19 protein-coding genes and 2 pseudogenes are annotated in these 23,977 nt (G+C 67.4%); 12 read left to right on the top strand and 9 right to left on the bottom strand.

Annotation, left to right across the window (positions count from 1 at the left end; translation table 11 throughout):
- Positions 1-91: 91 nt before the first annotated feature.
- The 3 genes from VET27_RS17070 to VET27_RS17060 all read right to left on the bottom strand — a co-directional run bounded on the left by VET27_RS17070 (position 92) and on the right by VET27_RS17060 (position 1,814).
- Positions 92-388: a hypothetical protein gene (locus tag VET27_RS17070; protein ID WP_526520191.1), complete on the bottom strand. Its 297-nt coding sequence runs from the start codon at positions 386-388 to the stop codon at positions 92-94.
- A gap of 117 nt (positions 389-505) precedes the next feature.
- The gene (locus tag VET27_RS17065; RefSeq protein WP_526520249.1) at positions 506-826 is read right to left on the bottom strand and encodes a hemophore-related protein; all 321 of its coding nucleotides are present in this window, start codon (positions 824-826) and stop codon (positions 506-508) included.
- 490 nt (positions 827-1,316) lie between these two features.
- Complete coding sequence (locus VET27_RS17060) at positions 1,317-1,814, bottom strand: MarR family winged helix-turn-helix transcriptional regulator (RefSeq protein WP_526520189.1); 498 nt, start codon at positions 1,812-1,814, stop codon at positions 1,317-1,319.
- 53 nt (positions 1,815-1,867) lie between these two features.
- On the opposite strand from VET27_RS17060, the gene VET27_RS17055 reads away from it, so the two are divergent.
- A complete protein-coding gene (locus VET27_RS17055; RefSeq protein ID WP_526520247.1) occupies positions 1,868-2,683 on the top strand; it encodes an amidohydrolase family protein in 816 nt (271 codons plus the stop codon).
- A gap of 101 nt (positions 2,684-2,784) precedes the next feature.
- Here VET27_RS17055 and VET27_RS17050 read toward each other — a convergent pair.
- Positions 2,785-3,613 (bottom strand): annotated as a pseudogene (locus tag VET27_RS17050) (acetamidase/formamidase family protein); the annotation flags it as partial.
- Between VET27_RS17050 and VET27_RS17045 the strand changes: the two are divergent.
- Both VET27_RS17045 and VET27_RS17040 read left to right on the top strand, forming a co-directional pair.
- A pseudogene (locus VET27_RS17045) lies at positions 3,599-3,850 on the top strand (slipin family protein); the annotation flags it as partial. The pseudogenes VET27_RS17050 and VET27_RS17045 overlap by 15 nt on opposite strands.
- A 1,162-nt stretch (positions 3,851-5,012) precedes the next feature.
- Positions 5,013-5,243 carry a hypothetical protein gene (locus VET27_RS17040; RefSeq protein ID WP_526520187.1) on the top strand — a complete coding sequence of 77 codons (231 nt, stop codon included), beginning with the start codon at positions 5,013-5,015 and terminating at the stop codon, positions 5,241-5,243.
- Between the two features lie 67 nt (positions 5,244-5,310).
- Here the strand turns inward: VET27_RS17040 and VET27_RS17035 are convergent, their stop codons facing one another.
- Positions 5,311-5,661 carry a hypothetical protein gene (locus tag VET27_RS17035; RefSeq protein ID WP_526520185.1) on the bottom strand — a complete coding sequence of 117 codons (351 nt, stop codon included), beginning with the start codon at positions 5,659-5,661 and terminating at the stop codon, positions 5,311-5,313.
- On the opposite strand from VET27_RS17035, the gene VET27_RS17030 reads away from it, so the two are divergent.
- The 6 genes from VET27_RS17030 (at position 5,660) to VET27_RS17005 (ending at position 10,981) form a co-directional block, all read left to right on the top strand.
- On the top strand, positions 5,660-6,460 hold the full coding sequence (locus tag VET27_RS17030; RefSeq protein WP_526520183.1) for a class II aldolase/adducin family protein: 801 nt from the start codon (positions 5,660-5,662) through the stop codon (positions 6,458-6,460). The two genes, VET27_RS17035 and VET27_RS17030, sit on opposite strands and share 2 nt — an antisense overlap.
- A gap of 103 nt (positions 6,461-6,563) precedes the next feature.
- Positions 6,564-7,112, top strand: a complete 549-nt coding sequence (locus tag VET27_RS17025; RefSeq protein ID WP_526520181.1) for a hypothetical protein — start codon at positions 6,564-6,566, stop codon at positions 7,110-7,112.
- A gap of 52 nt (positions 7,113-7,164) precedes the next feature.
- The gene (gene zwf, locus VET27_RS17020) at positions 7,165-8,586 is read left to right on the top strand and encodes a glucose-6-phosphate dehydrogenase (RefSeq protein ID WP_526520179.1); all 1,422 of its coding nucleotides are present in this window, start codon (positions 7,165-7,167) and stop codon (positions 8,584-8,586) included.
- A 358-nt stretch (positions 8,587-8,944) separates the two neighbouring features.
- Positions 8,945-9,571, top strand: coding sequence for a TIGR03085 family metal-binding protein (locus tag VET27_RS17015; protein ID WP_526520177.1), 627 nt, complete (start codon positions 8,945-8,947; stop codon positions 9,569-9,571).
- Between the two features lie 20 nt (positions 9,572-9,591).
- Positions 9,592-10,524, top strand: coding sequence for an LLM class F420-dependent oxidoreductase (locus tag VET27_RS17010; protein WP_526520175.1), 933 nt, complete (start codon positions 9,592-9,594; stop codon positions 10,522-10,524).
- Between the two features lie 40 nt (positions 10,525-10,564).
- Positions 10,565-10,981 carry a hypothetical protein gene (locus tag VET27_RS17005; protein WP_526520173.1) on the top strand — a complete coding sequence of 139 codons (417 nt, stop codon included), beginning with the start codon at positions 10,565-10,567 and terminating at the stop codon, positions 10,979-10,981.
- Here the strand turns inward: VET27_RS17005 and VET27_RS17000 are convergent.
- The 4 genes from VET27_RS17000 to VET27_RS16985 form a co-directional block, all read right to left on the bottom strand.
- On the bottom strand, positions 10,978-12,483 hold the full coding sequence (locus VET27_RS17000; RefSeq protein ID WP_526520171.1) for a dynamin family protein: 1,506 nt from the start codon (positions 12,481-12,483) through the stop codon (positions 10,978-10,980). The genes VET27_RS17005 and VET27_RS17000 overlap by 4 nt on opposite strands.
- 35 nt (positions 12,484-12,518) lie before the next feature.
- Complete coding sequence (locus VET27_RS16995) at positions 12,519-14,360, bottom strand: dynamin family protein (protein ID WP_526520169.1); 1,842 nt, start codon at positions 14,358-14,360, stop codon at positions 12,519-12,521.
- Between the two features lie 105 nt (positions 14,361-14,465).
- On the bottom strand, positions 14,466-15,434 hold the full coding sequence (locus VET27_RS16990; protein WP_526520167.1) for an IniB N-terminal domain-containing protein: 969 nt from the start codon (positions 15,432-15,434) through the stop codon (positions 14,466-14,468).
- A gap of 283 nt (positions 15,435-15,717) precedes the next feature.
- Positions 15,718-16,287 carry an Rv0340 family IniB-related protein gene (locus VET27_RS16985; RefSeq protein ID WP_526520165.1) on the bottom strand — a complete coding sequence of 190 codons (570 nt, stop codon included), beginning with the start codon at positions 16,285-16,287 and terminating at the stop codon, positions 15,718-15,720.
- 220 nt (positions 16,288-16,507) lie between these two features.
- Here VET27_RS16985 and VET27_RS16980 point away from each other — a divergent pair, with 220 nt between their 5' ends.
- The 3 genes from VET27_RS16980 (at position 16,508) to VET27_RS16970 (ending at position 23,969) form a co-directional block, all read left to right on the top strand.
- On the top strand, positions 16,508-18,352 hold the full coding sequence (locus VET27_RS16980; RefSeq protein WP_526520163.1) for an Hsp70 family protein: 1,845 nt from the start codon (positions 16,508-16,510) through the stop codon (positions 18,350-18,352).
- Positions 18,349-20,832 (top strand): isoniazid response ATPase/transcriptional regulator IniR, encoded by a 2,484-nt coding sequence (gene iniR / locus VET27_RS16975; RefSeq protein WP_526520161.1) that lies wholly within the window; start codon positions 18,349-18,351, stop codon positions 20,830-20,832. The genes VET27_RS16980 and iniR overlap by 4 nt, the downstream gene beginning before the upstream one ends.
- A 281-nt stretch (positions 20,833-21,113) precedes the next feature.
- Entirely contained in the window at positions 21,114-23,969 is a 2,856-nt protein-coding gene (locus VET27_RS16970; protein ID WP_526520159.1) for a (Fe-S)-binding protein, read from the top strand.
- Positions 23,970-23,977 lie beyond the last annotated feature (8 nt).

Raw genomic sequence — 23,977 nt, 5'->3', positions numbered from 1 at the left:
AACAACAACAAACCAGTCGCAGAAGCCACTTCGCCATAACCGAGGGCGTGCGACCATCCGCTCGGGATGGTGTTTCAGCTTGATTGCAGGCTTAATTGCACCCGGCAGCGTTCACCCACCTGCCGTTGTAGCTCACGCAACCGCTGACATTCGGCGGCGGCGGCGGGTCGTAGGGCATCGGCGCGTAATAGGCCGGCGGCGGAACGTACGGTGCGACGACGTCGGCGATGTTGGCGCAGCCGCTGACAGAAACCCGTCGGCCGGCGCTTGCGCACACGTCGGCGTTGGCCACCCCGGCGGGCTGAATCGTGACAATGGCCCCGGGAACGGCCCCGAGCGTCAAAACGGTAATCACAGCCGCGGTCAATGACCGAGTCCGATGACCCATGATTCTTGTCTCCTCACTAATCGACCCGCGTGCCCTTGAACTCTATGGCCCCGATGTGCTGGCGATCGCGGATTGGCACACGCCATGCCCGCTCCGGCCCAACGGCAAAGGCTGAGATCAGCCAGGCAAGCCACCGCTGACATCGCACCGAGTCCTCAGGTCGGTCAGGGGTTGACGGATTCCGTTGATTTCGGACTCGACCTGAGGGTTGGCGTTCATGTAGTTCTGGACCTCGTCGCGGATCTCCTCTTGCGGCCTCCCGCGAAGGCTGGTGAAGAAGTTGTTGACGTCCGGGTGGGTGAACAGATAGACGCCCATCCCAGTCCCGACACCGCCCGAAACCTGTGCGAGGTCAGCCGCCGTGCAATTAGGGGGCGGCGCTGGGGCGGGCGGGGGCGTTGGTTCAGCAAGGGCCACCGATGCGCCACCGAACAGCATCGCACCAGCGATCGCCCCACTGCAGATCAATCCAGCCATCGCGCGGTGGACGACAAAGCCTGACTGCACCATCTGTTAGCTCCTTTGCATCGACCTCGGGGCCATGACCGGGAAGGTCACCGAATCCCAACACCCAACCACACTCGGACCAAGCCAGAAATATGGAACGGCCAACCCCTCGACCCGCGGTCACCGTCGCCACGGTAGTGGTTGGGTGCTCCGATGTCAGCCATTCTGAACAACGCACCGCTCGAAGACCATGCGCAGTTCTTACGTCGATCGCACCATGGGCGCCGATGGCGACGATTTATCAGCAGAAACAATCGTCGACACCTTCGGCGACTTCTACAGCGGTCCCATCCGCCGCGCCGAAACCGCATTCCCTGTCGTCAAGCGGCCCGCTCAACATCCGTCACGTCAATCTCGGCAATCGGGCAGGTCAGTTCCGTGATCGTCGAGGCCGACAAGACCGTGCAGACTCAGCATCCACTCAGCGATGTTCTGGGTCCGGTGGGCGGGTGTCTGGCACGTCGTCAGTTCTGGTGACGGCTGGCCGTACGGCTTCCAGCTGCTCGAGTCCGTCGACGAATCGGTCGACGCCGCCAGCCCCGATGGCTTCCTCGATCGTCGCGTTCAGCGTGTCGAGTACGGCGGTGAGCGTGCGCAAGGCGCGATCTCCGGCCGCCGTCAGGCGTATCTCCCAGGCTCGGCCGTCGGTCTGACTCGGGCGACGTTCAACCAATCCTGCGGCGGACAGCCGGCCCACCATCCCGGTGATGGCAGACTCCCGCTGCTGAAGTGCTTCGGCCAGAGTTCGCTGGTTCGCTCCGGGGGTTCGGGCGATGACGAACATCGCTCCGGCCTGAGCGGCAGTGATCCCCGCGCGTGACAGGCATTCCTGGTCGGCGATCGTTCGCACCCGCTGGGCCGCCGCCTGCAGGTGGAAGTACGCGAGCCGCCGTCCTGCGCGTCCTTGGTCGCGGCTCATGAGCCCATCCTAGACAATTACTACACATGTAAAGTAATTTCGTTCGCATGGCGATGATCGTCGATGCCTGGGCCCAGCACCCGAACGCACTATTCATGGAGCAACCATGGCTCGCCACGCTGCTGCACTGGACCCGCCAGCAAGGTCTCGGTGCGTTACCCATCGACGCGACGCTGAAGGCGATGGACGACGCGGGTGTGGATCGCGCGATGCTCAACGCGTGGTCGAGCCCCACCGGGATGCTGATCGGCAATGAGGAGGTTGCCGCGCTGGTAGCCGCCCATCCTGATCGCTTCACCGGCGTCGCAGCGGTCGATCTGCGCTATCCCGTGGCCGCGGTGCGCGAACTGCGCCGCGCGGTGTTGGATCTCGGCTTACGCGCACTGCGGGTCGTGCCGTGGTTGTGGAACCTTCCCCCCGACGACCGCCGCTACTACCCGCTCTACGCAACCTGCGTGGAGTTGGGCATCCCGTTCTGCACCCAGATCGGGCACACCGGCCCGTTGTGCCCGTCCGAACCCGGTCGGCCGATCCCCTACCTGGACACGGTTCTGCTGGAGTTCCCGGACCTGGTGGTGGTTGGCGGCCACGTCGGCTATCCGTGGATCGATGAAGTGATCTCGCTGGCGATGAAGTACCCCAACTTCCATGTCGACACCTCCGCCTACGCACTGCACCGGCTACCGCCCACACTCATCGATTACCTGCGCGGTCGCGGACGTAGCCGGGTGCTGTTTGGAACGAACTGGCCAATGCTGTCGGCGTCCCGCTGCCTGCAGCGGCTCGACGAACTAGGCCTCGACGCCGAGACGACTGCACTCTTCCTGGGCGGCAACGCCGAGCGCGTCTTCCAGCTCAACTCGAACTAGGCCTTGAAAGGCTCCTGCGGGAACCTTGCATATCCTTTCGAGCGGGCTGGGCGCCACCAGCGTCGGGCGGGCGCCCAGCCCCGATCAGAACTGCAGACGACTCAGAAACTCGCCCTCGGTACGCCCATACCCGGGGCGACCTGAGTCGGACCGTTCGCAGACGGGCGGACATCGATCGCGAATATCGCAGTCGGCAGATACACCGTCGAGCACGAGTTCGGGATGTCCACGACCCCGGAGAGTCGTCCTTCAATGGTGGCTGCGCCCAGGATCATGTTAACCCTGTTCGGGGCTTTAGCCGAATTTGGTGAGGTAGTCGATGGCGTGCAGGCAGGCTCGCTGGTACGACAGGTGTGAATCGAGATACCGTTGCTCGCCGTCCAGAGTCACCGACGTGCCGGAAAAGGCGGGCCATTCGCTGTACTGGGGCTCGACATTGCCGGGCATGAAGATGGCGTTCTCCGAGACGCCGTAGGTTTCCATGCCACCCTTGATGAGATCAACGTGCAGGTCTATGAAGCCGCCCATCTCAATCGCGCCGCAGAAGGTGATCTCGCCGTCGCCCTGGGAGAAATGCAGGTCACCCACGGACAGGTTCGCTCCGTCGACGAAGACCGGGTAGAACACCCGGGTGCCCTTCGTGAGGTCCTTGATGTCCTGATTACCACCGTTCTCCCGAGGAGGTGCGGTGCGGGCCGCCTCTGCGGCGGCGCGGGTGAAGGCATCCCCGCTGAGGCTGCCCAGGACAGCATCCTGGGGCAGCGGCGGCAGCGCCAACGGTGGCACTCGGTCGGGGTCGGTCGCGATAAGCGCACCTTCGCGGGCATTCCATTTGGCCAGCAACTCCGCGGACGGCGCAGTTCCCATCAGCCCGGGGTGGACGATCCCGGTGAAGGACACCCCAGGAACGTGGCGCGACGTTGCCGCGCGAAGGTCATCAATGCGCACGGAGAACTTCAAGCCTCCGAAGAGCTGCGCCAGGCCGCCGAGACGCTGTCGAAGAACCCGGCATCGCTGCAGCTGCGTTACCTCCAGACACTGTTGGAACTCGGCGCGGACCAGAACTCGACCGTGGTGTTCCCCTTGCCCGTCGACATCATCACCCCGTTCCTGAAGCTTCCCGAGATTCTGGAAAACGTCACCAGCGCCATGACAAACCGAAGATGAGCCGTCGCATGAGGTCCCACCCTCTGCCCCGGCAGGGCCGGGGCAGTCGTATAGGGGTCTTCGGTCCCTAGCCCGGCCGACGTCGTCACGGAATCGTAGCAATGGGGAAGGGCTGAGAAGGGGTGGCGCAGCGCGATGACCACGCCAAAAACCGAATCGGGGGTGCACAACGGGAGCACTAGCGCGGGTCCTGCGTCGTCAAGTCGATCGAATCGGCATGGTGTTCCCGTCACGAACGCCTTGCCGATCGCGGTACCTGCCACGGCGATAGCCTGAACCAGCACCTCTCGTCCTTGCTGAACGGCCTTCCCGTGAAGTTCTCCGAGTCGCGGGTGCGCGCCCGGCGTTCTGGTTGTTGGTCAATCCCTCGCCAGGGAGGTCGAGCTGGACGCGTTCTTGATGACCTCTGCTTCGACCATAACGTCCGGCAGGATCGACCTCCAAACACTGTGTGCCAACAGCTTTCGGGATGATGTCTGCGGACGACAGAGCCATTGGTCCTCGATCGGCCGTCGCGGTCCTCGTCGGACCAGTCCAGGACGCCCGCTTGAAATACCGCGCCAGTCAACGGTACGGCGCCACCGCGACGCGCCCCGAGCCAGCCGGCTAGCTGACCACCCGGCGAATAACGAAGGGCACCAACCCTGTTCACGTCGAGATTGGTCGATCGATCCCTGCAAGGCGTCGACCCCGGCGGCCACGTCCTGGCCCGTCTGCAGCCAGCCCCCTCCGTCACCCACCCTGCGGTACTCGACGTTCAGCGCCGCAAAGCCCCGACTTACCAGGTCGGCGGCCAGCGGCCGACCGAGCTCGGCGCCGTAGCTCGACGACCAGTAGCCGCCGTGGATGACGACCACGGGTGCGCGCACCGATCCCGTCGTCAGCGAGAGTTCGGCGTACTAAATGAGCATCCGGCCGCCATCGCCGCCAGGCCCCCGGCGATGCCGAGGGCGGTCCTACGACTGCACTGCGCTGATGCCGTCCGCCCATGCAAGCAGATGCCCTGCCCGACGTTCCCCCGATCGGTGGACAACGGTTTCCACCCCACGCTCCACCGGTCACCCGACAGACACCGCGACCGGGCTGAGACATAGTTGTCTCATCGCCGGAACACACCGGCCGGACAACCGAAAACCTCACTCAGACAAAAGGATCCGTCACCATGAACGCCACCGTCCGCAACTTCGCTCGCTTCCTCGCCGTGCCCGCCATCTTTTGCGGCGCCGCCCTCGGACTGGCAAGCATCGCCAACGCCACCACCACCTCCACCGCACCCCAGGGCCCCGGCTACTCCTACAGCCCCGGCACCTACGCCAAGCCCGCCCCCACCGCCAAGCCCGGCTGGCACGACAACCACGGCCCCGCCTACATCGCCCACCTCAACGTCCGCTAACCACTGCGGACCCCACGAACCCACCAGGCCCTCCCCATCCAATCCCCGGGGGAGGGCCTGGTGTACGTCATCCGCCAGTGAGCCTGCGAAGTCCGTCGATGCAGATGCCCCACGCCGTGGTGCCGACGGTGATCGGGTCGAAGTGGTCTCCGTCGAACGTCCGCAGATCGGCGGGGTCGCCCGCCGCGCGGGCCGCTACACAGAAGCACTCCGACTGGCTGATCGGCAGCAAGGTGTCCGCGGTGCCGTGCACGCAGACCGATGGCACGCCCAGCGGCGCCAGCGCGATCGGCGAAGCCTGCGCGTCGCCGCCGCCACTCCCCCATGCAAGCAGATCCGCCAACCCCGGCAACCGCACGTACCATCGAGTACGCCGCAGGCCGGCCGAACGACCGGCGTTGGTCGAAGGGATCGCCATGGTCGACACCGGAGTCGAAGACGCCAAGAAGCTCGCAGGCGGGAACGTTGCCGCGCTGCTCCCCCGCACGGACCGCACGGGCGAGGAGGAGCGGCTGCACCGCAAGCAGAATCTCGCCGCGGCCTTCCGACTGTTCAGCCGATTCGGGTTCGACGAGGGCGTGGCCGGACACATCACCGCCCGCGACCCCGAGTTGACCGACCACTTCTGGGTGAACCCGTTCGGCATGCACTTCGGCCACATCCGCGTCAGCGACCTCCTGCTGGTGCGACACGACGGCGAGATCGTGCACGGGGACAGGCCGGTGAACCAGGCGGCGTTCGCCATCCACTCGCAGGTGCATGCGGCCCGTCCAGACGTGATCGGCGCCGCCCACTCACACTCGGTGTACGGGAAGACGTGGTCGACGCTGGGCAAGCTGCTCGACCCGATCACCCAGGACGCCTGCGCGTTCTACGACGACCATGCCTTGTTCGACGCCTACTCGGGCGTCGTCCTCGACCTCGAGGAGGGCAAGCGCATCGCGCACGCGCTCGGTGACCGCAAGGCCGCCATCCTGCGCAACCATGGACTGCTCACCGTCGGCCACTCGGTGGAGGAGGCCGCATGGTGGTTCATCACGATGGAGCGGTCCTGTCAGGCGCAGCTGATGGCCGAGGCGGCGGGCACCCCGGTCCTCATCGACGCGGAGATGGCCGCGCTCACCCGCGGTCAAGTCGGTAGCCACTTCGCGGGCTGGTTCAGCTTCCAGCCGCTGTTCGCCAAGATCACCAGGGAGCAACCCGACCTGTTCGACTGAACGCGATATCACCGGTGATACCGAGTTTCAAAGGGTATCCACGACCGGACCACGGTGAGTCACTGCAGTAACTTCCGTCACTGTCTGCGTAGCCTTGGAGTCGATGAAGGCGCAGCTGATGGCGGGGAGCTTGCTGGCGTCAGGTGTTCTCCTCGCGGGCTGCCAGTCCACGATTCCGGGAACCCCGCAACCCAACGCACAGAACCCGACCGAACCGACCTTCCCCACGTCGCGGCCGTCGCGCACCACTTCGACGACACCGCCGTCCCCCAGCCCCACGCCGACGCCGCCCGCGACCGCCGCACCGCCTCCCGGTGAGGCGCTCCCGCCGCAAAACGGCTACGTCTTCATCGAGACGAAGTCGGGCAAGACGCGATGCCAGATCAGCGCCGCGGAAGTGGGCTGCGAGGCACAGTTCGCCAATGCACCGGTAGTCAACGGCTTGCCCGCCAACGGAGTACGGGTCACCGCACCGGGGCGTCTGGAGTGGGTCCTCGGCAACCTCGGCGACATCCCAGTCGTCACCCTCGACTACCGCACCTACTCTGCGGAGGGGTGGACCATCGTGGCGACCGAGGACGGCACCCGCTTCACCAATGACGGCACTCGACACGGCATGTTCGTCGCGGTCCAAGGGGTCGAAGTCTTCTGACCGTGATGTCTTGACGGTTAGGCCACCGCCCGTTCCGGGAAGATAAAGGCTCGTGACTTCTCCGTCTGTCGACGAGCAACTCGCGCCGCACGTCTTCGTGCTGTTCGGCGCGACCGGTGACCTGGCCAAGCGAAAGCTCTTCCCCGGCCTGTACCGGCTGGCCGCTGCGGCGCGCCTGCCCGACGACTACGCCATCATCGGCTCGGGTCGACATTCGCCGGGCTCCGACGAGGAATTCCGCACTCACGTCGAAGAGGGCCTGCGCGACTCCGTGTCCGACATCGACGACGGCGTGCTAGCCGATCTCATCGGACGACTGTCCTTTCAGGCGTCCGACGCCGACGACGGCACCGACCTGGCCGCTGCGGTCAAGGAAGCACGCGAGCGCCTCGGCGACGAGACACGGACGCTGATCTATCTGTCGGTACCGCCCACGGCGATGCAGCCGATGATCGGCATGCTGGGTCGCGAGGATCTCACCGCCGATGCTCGCGTCGTCGTGGAGAAGCCGTTCGGCACCGACCTCGACTCCTCACGCGAACTCGACGCCGCGCTGAAGGACGTGATCAGCGAGCAGCAGGTCTACCGCATCGACCACTTCCTGGGCAAGGAAGCGGTGCAGAACATCCTGGCGCTGCGCTTCGCCAACGGCTTGATCGAACCCGCATGGCACCGGGACCATGTGGTGTCGGTGCAGATCGACGTCCCGGAGGATCTGACCGCGGAGGGCCGCGGCGCCTTCTACGAGTCGACGGGCTGTTTCCGCGACATGATCTCCACCCACCTGTGCCAGGTCCTCGGCTTCGTGGCGATGGAGCCGCCGGTCCACCTCGACGAGCAGTCCCTGCGCAACGAGAAGGCCAAGGTGTTCGCCGCCATGAGGCCGCTGGACCCCGAGCGGGTGGTCTTCGGCCAGTACGACGGGTACCGCGACGAGGACGGCGTCGCCGACGACTCCACCGTCGAGACGTTCGTGGCGCTGGAAGCCTTCGTCGACACCGAGCGGTGGCAGGGCGTCCCCTTCCACTTGCGCACCGGCAAGGCGCTCGCCGCCAATCGGCGCACCGTCACGCTGACATTTCGCACCCCACCGATGGGCCGCTTCGGTGACGGAGATTACGGGCCGAACCAGCTGACGATCGAGTTGAGCGACACCCCCGAGTTCGGCGTCAGCCTCGTGGCGAAGCGACCGGGACCGCGAATGGAGTTGATGCCGTTGACCTTTCATCTGGACGTCGGCGCCGAAGATCCCGACGACGTTCCGCTGGAGGCCTATGAGCGGCTCCTGCTCGACGTGATTCGTGGCGACCAGACGCTCTTCACCCGCGCCGACGAGGTGGACCGGCTGTGGCAGATCTGTCAGCCGGTGCTCGACGCGCCACCGCCGACGCTGTCATACGCTCGCGGGTCGTGGGGCCCCGACGAGGCGATCGCCTTGGCAGGACCACGAGGGTGGCGGCTGCCCGATGACTGACGACTGGCCGGCGATCGCCGATCGCGGCCTGACCTGCGGACCTGCGGACCTGCGCCCTGGTCGGCACCGATGGCACCATCGACTGGTTCTGCGCACCCCGCTTCGACTCGCCGAGCGTCCTCGGCGCTCGCTGTGCTCCTTCTGGTACGTCGAGGCCCTGACCCGCGCGGGTCGGCTGCGGGACGCGCAGTTGGCGCTCGAGAAGATGTTCACCTACGCCAAACCACGTCGGTCTCTACGCCGAACAGGTCAATGCCACCGGCGACCAGGTTGGAAACTTTCCGCAGGTCTTTACCCACTTCGCACTCATCAGCGCGGCGATCAACCTCGACCGCGCACTGGACAAGAGGAAACACCGATGACTTCCATCGCTCAGCGGGAACGCGCCGCGCTCGTCACCACCATGCGCGGCGTCGGCCCGGAACAGCCGACCCTCTGTGGTGACTGGACCACCCGCGACCTGGCTGCCCACCTCGTCGTGCGCGAACGACGCCTCGACGCCGCGCCGGGCATCCTGGTCCCTGCGCTCGCCGGTTACACCGCCAGGGTGCAGGAGCAGGTGACCGCGCAGAACGACTGGAACGTGCTGCTCGATCAGATCGCGTCGGGACCACCCTCGTTCTCACCCTTCAAACTGCTGGATCCGTTCGTGAACGTGGCCGAGATGTTCATTCATCACGAGGACGTCCGGCGTGCCGTCAGCGGCTGGGAGCCGCGCGAGCTCGACGAGGCCACGACATCGGCCCTGGCGCGCCGGGTCTCCCTAATGGCACGGATGGCGATGTCGAAGGTTCCTGGGCACGTGTCGCTGCGCACGCCGGAGGGCAAGACGCTGACGACGATCGGGAAGGGGCCAGCCGTGGAGGTCACCGGAGCCCCCGGGGAGTTGCTGATGTTCATCACCGGACGGGACGAGGCCAAGGTCGCGCTCGCGGGGGACGACGACGCCGTCAGCGCGGTGCGCGCCGGGCGCGGCGGTCTCTGACGGCCTCTAGGCTGGGGCACATGGACTTCCGCGTCTTCGTCGAACCGCAACAGGGTGCCACCTACGCCGATCAATTGGCGGTGGCGCAGACCGCGGAGGCGGCCGGTTACTCGGCGTTCTTCCGCTCCGACCACTACGTGGCGATGGCGGGTGACGGTCTGCCGGGGCCCACCGATTCCTGGGTGACGTTGGGCGGCATCGCCCGCGAGACGTCGACGATCAGGCTGGGCACGATGGTCACCTCAGCCACGTTCCGGCATCCGGGCGTGCTGGCCATCTCCGTCGCCCAGGTCGACGAGATGAGCGGTGGCCGTGTGGAGTTGGGCATCGGCGCGGGCTGGTTCGAGGCCGAGCACGAGGCGTATGCCATCCCGTTCCCGCCGCTCGGCGAGCGGTTCGACCGGCTGAGCGAGCAGTTGGACATCCTCACCGGGCTGTGGGGCACGCCCGTCGGTGAGACCTTCGATTACACCGGCGGGCATTACTCCATCAAGGATTCGCCGGCGTTGCCGAAACCCACGCAGACGCCGTCCCCACCGATCATCATCGGCGGTGGCGGGCCCAAGCGGACCCCCGCCCTGACGGCGAAGTTCGCCTCCGAGTTCAACATCCCGTTCGTCGACCTCGACACCCTCGTGACCCAGTACGGACGCGTCGCAGCGGCGGTCGCCGACGCGGGCCGCGCGCCCGACTCGCTGACGTACTCGGCGGCATTCGTGGTGTGCGCCGGGCGCGACGACGCCGAGATCGCCAGACGGGCGGCTGCGATCGGCCGCGAGGTCGACGAGCTCCGCAGCAACTCACCCGCCGTCGGCACGCCCGCGGAGATCGCCGACCGGTTGGGCGCGTTCGTCGAAGCCGGTGTGCAACGGGTCTATCTGCAATTCCTCGACATGTCCGATCTCGAGCACGTGGAGTTCTTCGCCAGCGAGGTCGCCCCGCTCCTGGGCTGACCCGTCGGACGCGGGCCGCCCGCGGCTACTATCGGAGGCCGTGACCGGCGACGACTCCAGAGAGGACGAGCCTGCGTGGCACGAGCGCACGTCGACCGTCGTCGGTGCCAGCGTCGGCGCTCTCGCCGTAATCGGGCTGCTGTGGCTCGTCATCTCCTACGTGGTCGGCGGGTCGAACGATCCGGAACCCGCTTCCCAGTACTTCCTCGAACCGAGTGTCACGGGCAGTAGCTTTTCGTCTACGTCGACGACGAGCACCGAGACGATCACCAGCACCAGTCCTCCGATCACCACCGACATCAATCCCGGCGACACGACGACGACCTCGAGTACCGATACCTCTTCGAGCGATACGACTCCGCCCAGGACGCGACGCTCGACGACGAACGACGGTGAGACCTCGACGCGTCAGCGGCCGAGGCTGAACGAGACGCGGACGCTGTACCCCCGGCCCTAGCGTCCCTGGGCGGTGAAGTCGGCGACCATCGCCTCTGCGCTGCGCACCGCCGCCCGGCAGGCGCGCGTGGTGAACGGATCGTTGAGCGGGTGATCGGCCCGACGCCGCCATCGTTGCGCGGCGGCGAAGGCTGCCCGGGGACCGTCGTAGGGGGCGTCCGGTTGCAGGCCGAGCCGACTCGCCGCGTCGGTGCCGGAGCCCCCGATGATGCGGCGCAGCGAAGCGATCTCCTCTTCGTTCAACGTCGTTGCCCGCGAGCGCAATTGGCTCAACAGACGCAGCTCCTCGAACGCGTGGGTGTCAGCCAGCAGTGGGTCGATGTCGGCGACGATGTACGGCGTTGCGAAGGTGGGGTTGGCCTCGACGAACCTGCGCAGGGAGAGCAGCGCGGTGTGCGCCTTGAGCAGATCGGACCGTTGCGCGAACTGTTGGTCGATGACGTCGCGCAACGCGACCAGCCCACTGCGCTCGAGGAGTTCGTCGGCCAGGGCGACCGAGTCGCTGATGCCCGCCCGCAGCACCGCGATCGAGATCCGGATGCCGAACATGCCGAAGCGCTCCAGCAGCGCCGCACGGGTGGCGGCGTCGACGGGCAACTGGCTGTCCTCGCGGACGAACCGGTCCACCGACAGCATGGCCTTGGTCAGCTCGGCCACGTCCACGCCCGCCAGCTTCTCGAGCGCGACGAACTCGCTCTGCCGCAACGTTCGCGCGGTGAGTGCGAGCAGCCCGGACACCGGGACCACGGCCTGGCAGATGCCCGTCTTGTCCATCTCGGCGGTGAACCGCTTCGCGACGTCCTTGGCGGACAGCATCGCGTCGATGCGGCCTGCGCCGATCTCGTCCGCCCTGGACGCGACGCCGATGACGCCGAGCGCACCCGCCGATCCGCCGACGAGCGTGCCGATCTGCTTGAGCAGCGCGATGTCCGCCGCATTGAGCGTGCGCAGAAGGAAGACGACGGCATCGACGCGCGGCACGCCGTCGTCGGGGACCAGCAGGCGCAGGGTGCGCTCGGAGACGTCGCGGGACAGCGACGACGTGCCGGGGGTGTCGATGATGGTGGTGTCGATGAGTTCCGCGGCGGGCCATTCGACGTCGAGGTCGATGACGTCGTCGGGGTCGAGGCTGGCGAAGTCGAACGTCAGGCCCCTCTCGTGGGACTGACCGCCCGAGCTCCGGGCGATGGGCACGTTCGACCGCCTGCCGCCGCGGTGGTTCGCGGTGACCTTGGGCGTGGCACCGTTGCGGAACCAGGTCACGATGCGCGTGGCCTCGGTGGCGTCGGTCGGCGCGATGTCCTCCCCGACGAGCGCGTTGACCAACGTCGACTTCCCCGCCTTCAGCGTCCCGGCCAGGGCGATGCGGATCGGCTGATTGAGGCGTCTGCCGATCCAGTCCAGTTCGTTGTGGACGTCGGGACGCTCGCGGTAGGCCGGGTCGCTCCGATAGGCCTGGACGGTGCCGCCGAGGATCGCGCGCACTCGATCACTGGTACTCATGTCGGGTGCTTAGCTTAGTTATTGCGGCTGCGAAGTCACTTGGGGACGGCTTCCTGCCCGGGCGACAGCTTCACCGCATACTCGGTGACCTGCCGCAGGACGTTCAGCTGGCGCTCGAGTTCCTTGACCCGCGTCGCGCGCTCGTTCTCCTCCAGCTTCGCCGCGGCGAGCGCCGCCTGCAGCGATTCGTTCAGCGAGCGGGTGGCCTGGTTGGCGATGCCGCGGTAGTGGTCGCGCAACTGGCGCTGAATCCCCTTGAGCCGGTCCCGCGACTCCTTGCTGACCACGAAGGACACGTCGTCGACGAAGCGGCGCATGTTGTTCTTGGCCTCGCTTCGCACCCTCATCATCCGGTTGTCCATGTCGTCCTTAAAGGCCTTGCGGCCCAGCAACGCCCCAGCACCCAACGACAGCGGGTTGAACATCCCCAGACCGGCGAACGTCGTCAGCATGCCGAACATCATCACGCCGCCGAAGGAGCCCCGCATACCCGAGACCACCTTGTCGCCCGCGCGCACCGGCTTGGCCTCCAACTGGGAAATCGACTTCATCTCGCCGAAGCCCGCTCCCATCTCCCGCGCGTCGATGTGCGGCATCTCGACCGCGTCGATGCCGACCTCCATGAAGGTGCGTGCCACATCTTCGGCGAGCGCCTCGGCACGCTGGTAGGCCCACACGAAGTTGTCACCGACGGCGGTGGCGACCGCGTTCTCGAGTTCGGTGCCGATCTCGGCCCAGTGCTTCGTCGGGTCGCAGCCGTCGATGACCTTCTCGGTGTGCTGGGTGATCGCTCGGAAACGGCCGCGCAGGTCGTGGTCCACGTCGGCGGTCAGGTCGGAGATTCCGTCGTTGAGCACCTGCTGCCATAGCGCCGTCTGCGCGAGGGCATCGATCGCCTCTTGTTTGCGCCGTTCCAGGTCGTCGGTGAGCTGGCCCCTGGCATCGGGATCGTTGATCACCGACAGCTCCGAGGTGACGGCGAGGGTCAAATGCTCGGCCGCCGAACGCACTTCGGTGAGCACCTGGTCGCGTATCCGGTCGTTCTCGCGGCTGAGCACCCGGTCACTGAGGAACTTCACGATCGCCGGGAAGTTCGATTCCTCGTTGAGTTCCTTGTCGTTCATCTGGATCGCGTGGCTGCGCAGGACTGAAGAGACGGGTAGGACCGGCGTCGTGACACCCGCCCGTTGCAGGTGACCGACGTTGGCCGCGACGATCTCGCGCCAGTGCGGATAGAGGTCGGTCTTGGTCGCGAGAATCGTTGCCAGCGGGCAGATTTCGAGCGCCTGCCGGATGAAGGTCAGCTCCGGCTCGGTGAACTCCTGGCTGGTGTCGCTGATCATCAGCATGGCGTCGGCTTCGGGCAGCAGGCCCAACGTCGCGGACAGGTGCGGCTGGCCGTGGCCGCCGACGCCGGGGGTGTCGACGAACGCCAGTCCGTTCTTGAGCAGCGGACTCGGCGCGGTGACCTCGACGCGCAACACCTCGCGGCCGCCGGCCTGGGGCGCGCGGCGCAGGTCGGTCTGGACCTCGCTCGGAGGAATCTCCATCACCTCTGGCTCGGCGCCATCGCCCCGAGCGACGATCAGCCGCGCCGACGCCTGCTCGCCGTAGGACACCACCGTGGCCAATACCGTGGTCTCGTCGTCGCCGACGCGGGCCACGGGCACGTTCAGCAGCGAGTTCAGCAGCTGGCTCTTGCCCTGTTTGAGCTGGCCGGCGATCACCACCCGGATCTGCGGGTCGGAGATCCGCTCCTTGGCCCGGCCCAGTCGTTCCACCAGATCGCCGCGATCGTAGGTGGCAGCGATCTTGGTGCTGTGATCGATCAACTCGACGATGACCTTGACCTTGCGGGGGTCGTTCGGTTGCGTCATCGGCTTTCTTCTCCTGCCTGCGTGGGTCCAACGGTAGGCGCACGAACTGGCGGGGACCACCTCGTTGAGAGGAGGTCCCCGCCAGCCGCATTGTTCAAGTGTGGATCAGAAGATGCCGACGTCGTTGGTGACGTCCACGTTCGTCTCGACGGTCTGCGAGTTGTCCACCGAGTTGTCGGTCTGCGAGTTGTCCACCGAGTTGTCGTCGTGGCTGGCGTCGACGCTGCCGGAGATGTCGCCACCGCCGGTGTCGACGGTCGTGACGTCACCGCCACCGGTATTGGTCGAGGTGGAGTCGTTGTCGTTGATGACGATGCCACCGCCGCCACCGCCGCCACCGGCGTTGGCCTCGCTGTCGTTGCCGATCCCGAGCAGACCGCCGCCGCCGCTGGAGCTGGCATTGCCGCCGTTGCCGCCGCTCATGTCGACGTCGTTGATGACCGGGCCCTCGTTGTCCTGGATCACGTCGCCGCCTGCGGTGGTGTCACCACTGTCGTCGATCTCGTTGTCGTCACCCATGTTGACGTTGGAGTCGTTGATGACGCCGGTGTTGGCGTTGGTGTCTTCGTTTCCGACGACGTTCCCGTCACCCTCGACGTTCGTGGCGTCGATGTCGCCGGCGTTGCCGGTGTTCACCACGCCGCCGTCGGTGGCGGTGTTCGTGGTCTTGTCACCCAAGGTGATGTCGCCGAAACCCAGGTTGAATGCGCCGTTCTGGGCGTTCGCCCCAGCGGCCTGATCAGGGCTCATGAAGTCGTTGTTGCTTGCGACGTCGGTGTTGTTGCGGCTGGCGAATTCGGTCTGGGTCTGCGGCGCGAACGTCGTCTGCGGGGAGAACGGCGAAGCGATGCTGTGGTGGTTGGCCACCGCGCGCTGCAGGCCGACGACCGGATCGCCGCCACCGCCGAGGGCCAGACCCGCCGGCGCGGCGGTGGCGGCCACGGCCTGGAGCTGGGCCGGGCTGACGTTCGGCAGGCCGGCGTCACGCAGGGCGCCGTCCGGGTCCCGGACGAAGGACGCGGCCACATCGGGGCTGCGGAAGAGGTCGAGGATGTAGTCGAGGAGAGTCGTCATCGGAGTGCCTTTCGGTTGTGGGTGTGTGGTTCGTGTCGCCGGCTTCCCGGCGATCTGGTGACTACGTTATGGGCCCGTCCACTCGCCGGAAACGGGGCCGCCACCCCTCGCTCGTCGAGGTTGTTACGGGGTGCCCTAGGGGCATTGGTTAGGGGATTAGGGGGTTGTAGGGTGATCACGGCCGAAGGCCGCTGACCTGCACGAATCCCGGCCAACGAACGACGACAGCGCGGCCATTGCTGGCCGCGCTGTCGCGAATCGTCAGTAGCTGGTGGTCGATGGGTCACGTGAAGATGTCGAAACCCGGGTCCAGTGGATGGTCCTGGTCATCGTTGAACGCGTGATGCCCGTCGGCGACCGAGTCGTCCATCGGAACGGCGTCCGGGAGGTGCGGGTCGTCGATCACGGGCCCATCCAACGCCATGTCGAGATCCGACGGACCCGCGACGGACGGAACGCTTGGATCGCCGAAGACATGGTCGACGATGGTCGGCGCCGAATCCTCCGGCATTTCGATGACGTTCGCCACGGTAGGGACGTGATCTGCGACGATGTCGCTGCCCTGGACCGGCAGGTGGTCGTCGAACGCATCGAACGCGGCCGTCGCCGCGCCACTCGCCCAGACGTTGTGGGCCGAGTCGAGGAGGGTGTCGGTTCCCCCTGCGAATCCCCCCGACGGCACGACCGTCGACATCGACTCTGCGACGACGGGGATCAGGTGGTTGACGTCCACACTGGTCACGTCGGTCAGGTTGGCGTCGGCGATGGCCTGCGCGGGATTGGCCGCGTACCGGGCGGCAGCGTCCGGATCACGTACCAGCGACATGACGAAGTCCAAGAGTGAATTCGCCACGAGGTACCTCCAATCTGCTGCTCGGGAACTTTGGGTTCAGCTCGAATGCTATCGGCGTCGCTAGCTCCGGGGATCGGTGCTCAACCCACCCGTCCCGGACGGGCGTTAGGGGACTGCCCGTTAGGGGTTCGCGACCGTTAGGGGGATCGAGGTCGGGACGGACCGGACAGCCGCTATGGTGGGTCCTGATTTCTCCGAACCGGCAGGGATGTGCTTGTTGATGAGCGAACCACAGGGCACGAGCGAAACACGCGGAACGAACGACGCACTCGGATTGTCCGTCGGGACCACCAACCTGGTGGCTGCCCGCGTCGGTGCGGCACCGGTCACGCGGCGGTCGGTTCTGACGGTGTTCGACGACCGCGCGCCAGAGGTCGGTGAACTTCCCGACCCGAGCCAGCCCGGGCTGGTGTTGACGGGGTTCGTCGAACGGGTCGGCGACCCGGTGCCGCTGGTGGCGTCCGACGGGTCCTCCCATCGCGCCGAGGTTTTACTCGTCGAGGCCCTCGACGTGATGGCCCGCACGGTCGGCGGTGGCGCACCGGTCACGATCGCGGTGCCCGCGCACTGGGGTCCGGGGGTCGTCGGCACCCTGCGCAACGCGCTGCGGGCCAAGCCCGGCCTGTCCCCCGGCGGGATCCCCGCCACGCTGATCCCCGACGCGGGAGCCGCACTCGCCGGCCTGCGGGCGGCGCCGGGATTGCCCTCCGACGGCGTCGTGGTGTTGTGCGACTTCGGCGGTGGCGGAACCAGCATCACCCTGGCGGACGCACGCGCCGGCCTGGCCGTCATCGGTGCCACCGTCAGGTACCAGGACTTCTCCGGTGATCTCGTCGATCAGGCATTGCTGAACCACGTCATCGCAGGCATCGCGGAGGCCAACTCCTCCGACCCCGCCAGCACGGCCGCGGTCGGGTCGCTCAGCCGCCTCCGCGACGAGTGTCGAGCAGCCAAGGAACGGCTGTCCGCCGATACCGCCACCGTAATCCAGGCGGAACTGCCCGGCTACTCCTCCGACGTCCGCATCACCCGGCCCGAGCTCGAGCGACTCATCGAAGCACCACTGGCCGGCCTGCTGTCGACGGTCACGGAGACGCTGCAACGCTATCGAATTCCGCTCGCGAGCGTCTCCGCGGTTGCCACCGTCGGTGGGGGTGCCGCGATTCCCATTGTCACGCAGCGGCTTTCGGAACAGCTCCGGGCACCTGTCGTGACCACCCCATTTCCGGTCCTGGCGAACGCCGTGGGCGCAGCCGTCGCCGCCGCCGCGGGGTTCGACGACGCCCAGACGGGCATGGCGCCGACCGGCATGGCCCCGACGGCGGACGCTCCGACGGGTTTGGCGCCGACGATGGGGTGGGTGGCGGGCGCCCCTCTGATGGGCCCGCCGCCGAACGACGGTTCGTCGACCTCCGACGCGCTGGCATGGTCGCAGGACGACGCGCCGACCGGCGAGCCCGTGCCCTACGCCGGCGGTGACTACGAGTCGGAGTACTCGTCGACCGGCGCCAGGCCGGAGATGGCCTTCGCGCACGAGGAGGGGGACGACCTTCCGGATTCGGAGCCACTGGCCTGGTACAAGCGGCCACCCGTTCTGTTCGGCGCAGCGGCGGCCGCCGCGCTGCTGGCGGTCGGCGGGCTCGCGGTCACGCTGACCGGCAATTCCACCGACAGCGGCACCGTCACCGAGGTCGTCACGATTTCGTCGACGGGCGCGAACGGCTTGGTGACCACGAGCCTTTCCACGCGAACCTCGGCGCCGTCCTCGGAGAGCGGTGAACCGACTGGCACGTCGACGGTCTCGAACTCACCGACGTCCGGATCGACGACCACGTCGCCCACCACCACGACCACGACGACTTCGCCCACCACCACGACCACGACTACGACGACCACCACGACGCCGCCCACCACGACCACCACGACGCCGCCGCCCACCACGACAACCCCGCCGCCGACCACGACGACGACGAAGCCGCCGATCACCCCCACGACCACGTTGGCCCCGCCGCCCGACACACCGACCACTCTGGTGATCGCCCCGGTGGTACCCCAGGGACAGTGACCGCAAGCGCCGCGGTCGCGACGTGGGCGTCGTCGCCGACCGAGCCCGCGAAGGTGCTCGTGTCGGGCGGCGTCGGCACCGGGAAGACGTTGCTCCTCAACGACATCCGGACCTCGTTGCGCGCAGCGGGGGTCACCGTGATCGCCCGCGCCCCTCGGGACGGTGATCCTGCGGACGCGGCGGTGGTCATCGACGACGCTCACCTGCTCGACACCGCGGACCTGGAACGGTTGGTCGAGATGGCCGGCGACCGTGCAGCGACCGTGGTGCTCGCCACCGAACCGCTGTCTCATCGGCCCGCACTCGCCGCTCTGCACACGGCCATGATGCGGGAGGCGCCCGTCGTCGCGTTGGGCTCGCTCACCGCCGCGGACGTACACCGCATCGCCATCGACGTCCTCGGCGTTCCGCCACCGGCCGATCTGGTCAAGGCCACCATGGCGGCGACCGAGGGCCTGCCGTTCCTCGTTCACCCTGCCCTGACGGCCTTGGCGTCCCCCGACCGCGTACCTGCAGGAGAAGCCATCGCGACCGCGACCAGGGTCGCACTGATCGAGCGGTTGCGGCGCGTCGACGAACCGGTGCTCGACACCCTCCTGCTCTCGTCGCTCAGCCAGGAACTCGGGCCGGACGACGTCGCCGCCGCGCTGGGGACGGACCAGGGCGAGGCGCAGCGACTCGTCGACGTGGCACGCGCCAGCGGGCTGATCGCCCCGTCGCACCGCCCCGCGTTCACCGAATCGCTGCATCAGAGCCTGGCGCAGATCGTCGGTGCGGCACGACATCGTCAGGTGGAAACGGCGTTGCTGCAGACGCAGATTGAGAACTCGACGCTGTCGATGGACCTGGCGCTGCGACTCGCCGAGCACGGCTTGCGCGACGCCCAGTTGGCCGAGGCGCTCACCGATCTGGCCGCGCGCAGTCAGGACCACCCCGCGACGGCCGCACGCTTGTATCGCGCCGCGACCGAGGTTGGGGCGCGCGAGATCAACGCCAAACTCGCCGACGCGCTCGCGTTGACGGGGGACTGCGCCACGGCGGGCCGCCTCGCCGACGAGTTGCTCGGCTCCGAGGACCCCGCCGAGCGGGCCGCGGCGGTGCGGATCGCGGCGAGCGTCGCCCTGCACGACGGAAGCGCCACCCAGGCCGCCGAGTTGTTCCGATGGCTGGGGCCGTACCCCGATGCGGTCGTGGGGGCCGCGGCGGTCGTGGCGACACTCGGCGTGGGTGACGTCGCGGCGGCGCGGGCCGCATTCAACGTCGACGCCTCGGGTCTGCCGACGTCGACCGCCCGCGCGGCTCGCGGCCTCGCCGAAGGTCTGTTGCTGACGCTCGACGGCACCTACCCGACGGCCATCGCCCGGTTGGCCCAGTCGATGACGGAGCAGGCGTCCGCCGTCGTCACGCCCGACACCCCTTCGGCGCTGGTCACGCTGGTGGCGCTGCACGGTGGCGACTCCGTGCGCGCCCGCAGCGCGATAGGGAGGGCCGTCCGGGATACCGGCGACGACCACGGTTTCGTCGCCCACCGACACACACTGCTGCTGGGCTGGGCTCGGATGCTGGATGGTCAGTTGGCAGCCGCCGCGGCCGACGCCGCCTCGGTCTCGGGGGCGAACCTGCACCGGCGCGACGCGCTGTGGGCGGCCGCGCTCCAGACGGCCGTCGCGCGCCGCGGCGGCGACGGTGGCGCCGTGCAGAAGCACTGGTACACCGCCATGGAGGTGCTCACCGAGTACTCCATGGACCTCTTCGCGTTGCTACCGCTCGGCGAGTTGTGGGTGGCCGCCGCCCGGCTGCGGCAGGTCGACCTCATTCAGCCCGCGTTGGATGCAGCGTTCAATCTCCTTGACACACTTGGCAATCCGACGCTGTGGTCCGTGCCACTGCACTGGTCGGGCGTCCACGCGGGCATTCTGGCGAACTCCCCGGGGTCAGTGGCGCCGCATGGTCAGGCGTTGACCGCCGCCGCCGTTCACAGTCCGTTCGCACGGGCGCTGGCCTCTGCGGGCCGGACCTGGCTGCGGGTGCTGGCCAACCACGTCGACACCGGCGAGGTGACCGCGGCCGCCCGCTCGCTGAAGCAGTTCGGCCTCACGTGGGACGCGACGCGACTCGCCAGCCAGGCAGCGCTGCAGACGCCCGACGGTCGCGTGTCCGGGGCCATGCTGCAGCTGGCGCGCGACCTCAAACTCGCCGCGTCCGGCGGTGAGGACATCGCCGACGTCGCCGAAGCCCCCGCCGCGGCCGCTGCTGGGCGGGGATCCTCGATGGCGCCGTCGTCTCGACTGTCCGAGCGGGAGCGCGAGGTTGCCGAGTTGCTGTTGCAGGGCATGCCCTACCGCGACATCGGGAGCCAATTGTTCATCTCGGCGAAGACGGTGGAACACCACGTGGCACGGATCCGGCGCAGGCTGGGCGCGGAGTCGCGGTCCGAGCTGATCTCGATGCTGCGAGCCATCCTCGGCTCGCCGGGTTGAGCTCATGGGAGTCGAAATTGCACTCATGGCTGTCCGCTGGCGAATCTCACGACCCTCGACGCAATCTCGGCGAGCGTGACAAGCGCCATAGCAATGGCGATCCCCACGTTCACGACTTGCACACGAGCACTGATCATGCGAGCGACCAACCGGTGAGTTAGGCCAGCCTTCGTAGCGATGCCAAAGCCCTGGATGCCACTATGAGCTGGCATCTAGCATTAAGTTACTGGGCGGTAATCAGACGCCCTACTGTTCGGTAACTTTAACCCGGGAGGCGGCGCGTGGACACGCAGACTCTGATCAGGCTGACCCTTGGCCTACTGATGACGGCGATCGTATTGGCCTTCGCCGCAAAACGCGTGCTCTTCCTGGTCAACCTCATCAGCTCGGGGCAACCCACGATCGACGAGGGCGCCCGCAAGAATGACCTCCAGACTCGCATCACGACGCAGTTCAAGGAAGTCCTCGGCCAAACCCGATTGTTGAAGTGGTCGATCCCAGGTTTGGCCCACTTCTTCACCATGTGGGGCTTCTTCATCCTCATCACGGTGTACATCGAGGCGTACGGCGTGCTGTTCAACCCGAAGTTCGCCATCCCGATCGTCGGGCACTGGGACGCGCTGGGCTTTCTACAGGACTTCATCGCCTTGGCGGTGCTGGCCGGCATCATCACGTTCGCCATCATCCGACTCCGGTCGGAACCCAAGGAGCACGGCCGGGACTCCCGCTTCTACGGATCACACACCGGTGGCGCCTGGCTGATCCTCCTGATGATCGCCCTGGTCATCCTCACCTATGCGTTCTTCCGCGGCGCCGCCGTCGTCACCGGCAACCTGCCCTACGGATGGGGAGCGTTCTTCTCCCACGCGATGGGTGCTCTGCTGGAACCGTTCGGGGATCACGCCAACGAGATCATCGAGACCGTCGCCCTGCTCAGCCACATCGGCGTCGCCCTCGTCTTCCTACTGATCGTGTTGCACTCCAAGCATCTTCACATCGGTCTGGCACCGGTAAACGTGACGTTCAAGCGCCTTCCCGACGCCTTGGGCCCGCTGCTGCCAATGGAGTACAACCGCGAGTACATCGACTTCGAGGATCCCGCCGAGGACGCGGTTCTCGGCCGCGGCAAGATCGAGGACTTCACCTGGAAGGGCTATCTCGACTTCACGACGTGTACCGAGTGCGGCCGCTGCCAGTCTCAGTGCCCCGCGTGGAACACCGGAAAGCCGTTGTCTCCCAAGCTCATCATCATGAATCTGCGCGACCACCTGTTCGCCAAGGCGCCGTACATCCTCGGCGACCACGAGACCCCGCTCGAGAACACGCCGGTCGGCGGAGTCGGCGAGGACCTGCGCGGCGAGAAGCACTCCGAGACGCACGCCGTCCCCGAGTCGGGCTTCGAGCGAATCCTCGGGTCCGGCCCCGAGCAGGCCACCCGCCCGCTGGTCGGCACCCTGGAGCAGGGTGGCGTCATCGACCCCGACGTGCTGTGGTCCTGCACCAACTGCGGCGCGTGCGTCGAGCAGTGCCCGGTGGACATCGAGCACATCGACCACATCGTCGACATGCGTCGCTACCAGGTGATGGTCGAATCCGAGTTCCCCGCCGAGCTCAACGGGCTGTTCAAGAACCTCGAGCGCAACGGCAACCCCTGGGGCCAGAGCGCCAAGGAACGCACCAAGTGGATCGACGAGGTCGACTTCGACGTGCCCGTCTACGGCGAGGACGTCGACTCCTTCGACGGCTTCGAGTACCTGTTCTGGGTCGGCTGCGCCGGCGCTCTGGAGGACCGCGCCAAGAAGACCACCAAGGCCGTCGCCGAACTGCTGGCCACGGCGGGCGTGAAGTTCCTGGTGCTGGGCTCCGGTGAGACCTGCACGGGTGACTCCGCCCGGCGCGCGGGCAACGAGTTCCTGTTCCAGCAGTTGGCGGCTCAGAACGTCGAGACCATCAACGGGGTGTTCGAGGGCGTCGAGACCGTCGACCGCAAGATCATCGCCACCTGCCCGCACTGCTTCAACACGATCGGCCGCGAGTACCCGCAGCTGGGCAGCAACTACACCGTTCTGCACCACACCCAGCTGCTGAACCGCCTGGTGCGGGACAAGAAGCTGGTCCCCGTCAGCCCGGTCAGCCAGGACGTGACGTACCACGACCCGTGCTTCCTCGGCAGGCACAACAAGGAGTACTCGGCTCCGCGTGAGTTGATCAGCGCGTCGGGTGCCACGCTCACCGAGATGCCGCGCCACGCCGACCGCGGCCTGTGCTGCGGCGCCGGCGGTGCCCGCATGTGGATGGAAGAACACATCGGCAAGCGCGTCAACCACGAGCGCGCCGAGGAGGCGCTGAACACCGACGCGGCGAAGATCGCGACCGGCTGCCCGTTCTGCCGCGTGATGATGACCGATGGTGTCGGGGACCGCGCCGAGGAGATGGGCAAGGAGGCCGAGGTTCTCGACGTCGCCCAGCTGCTGCTTGCGTCGTTGGACAAGAGCGCCGTCACGCTACCTGCGAAGGGTGCCGCCGCCGCGAAGGCCGCTACCGCTCCCGCCGCGGTCAAGCCGGTCGACGACGAGGAAGAAGCCGCACCGGCAGCCAAGGCCGCCACCGAAGCGCCCGAGGCACCGTCGACGCCCGCCGCACCGGCGAAGGGCGGTCTCACCGTCGCCCGCAAGCCGGGCAAGAAGTCCGCCGATGCCGCGCCCGCAGCGGCCGCGCCCGCGGAGGCGGCCGAACCGGCCAAGCCCGAACCGCCCGTCAAGGGACTCGGCATCGCCGCAGGGGCCCGCAAGCCGGGTAAGAAGTCCGCCCCCGCCGCCGAGGCCGCGTCGGCACCCGCCGCAGCGCCGGAGGCGAGCCCCGAACCCGAGGCTGTCGAAGCTACGCCGTCCGCCGAACCCGCCACGGCCGAACCGCCGGTGAAGGGACTGGCGATCGCCCGCCGGCCAGGCAAGAAGACTGCTGCGCCCGCGAAACCTGCTGAGCCGCAACCCGAACCGGCAGCATCGCCCTCCAACGGCGCTTCGGCTGACGAGCCGGTGAGCGAGCCCGCCGCCGCCGCCGAGCCCGCTCAGCCCGAACCGCCGGTGAAGGGCCTTGGTATCGCGCCGGGGGTGCGTCGTCCCGGCAAGCGCTGACGACGACT

This window comes from Mycobacterium sp. (assembly GCF_035633495.1).
In the GTDB taxonomy this organism is placed as follows: Bacteria; Actinomycetota; Actinomycetes; order Mycobacteriales; family Mycobacteriaceae; genus Mycobacterium.
Note: the sequence above shows the minus strand (reverse complement) of the source record. Positions and strands in the feature narration are given on the sequence as shown.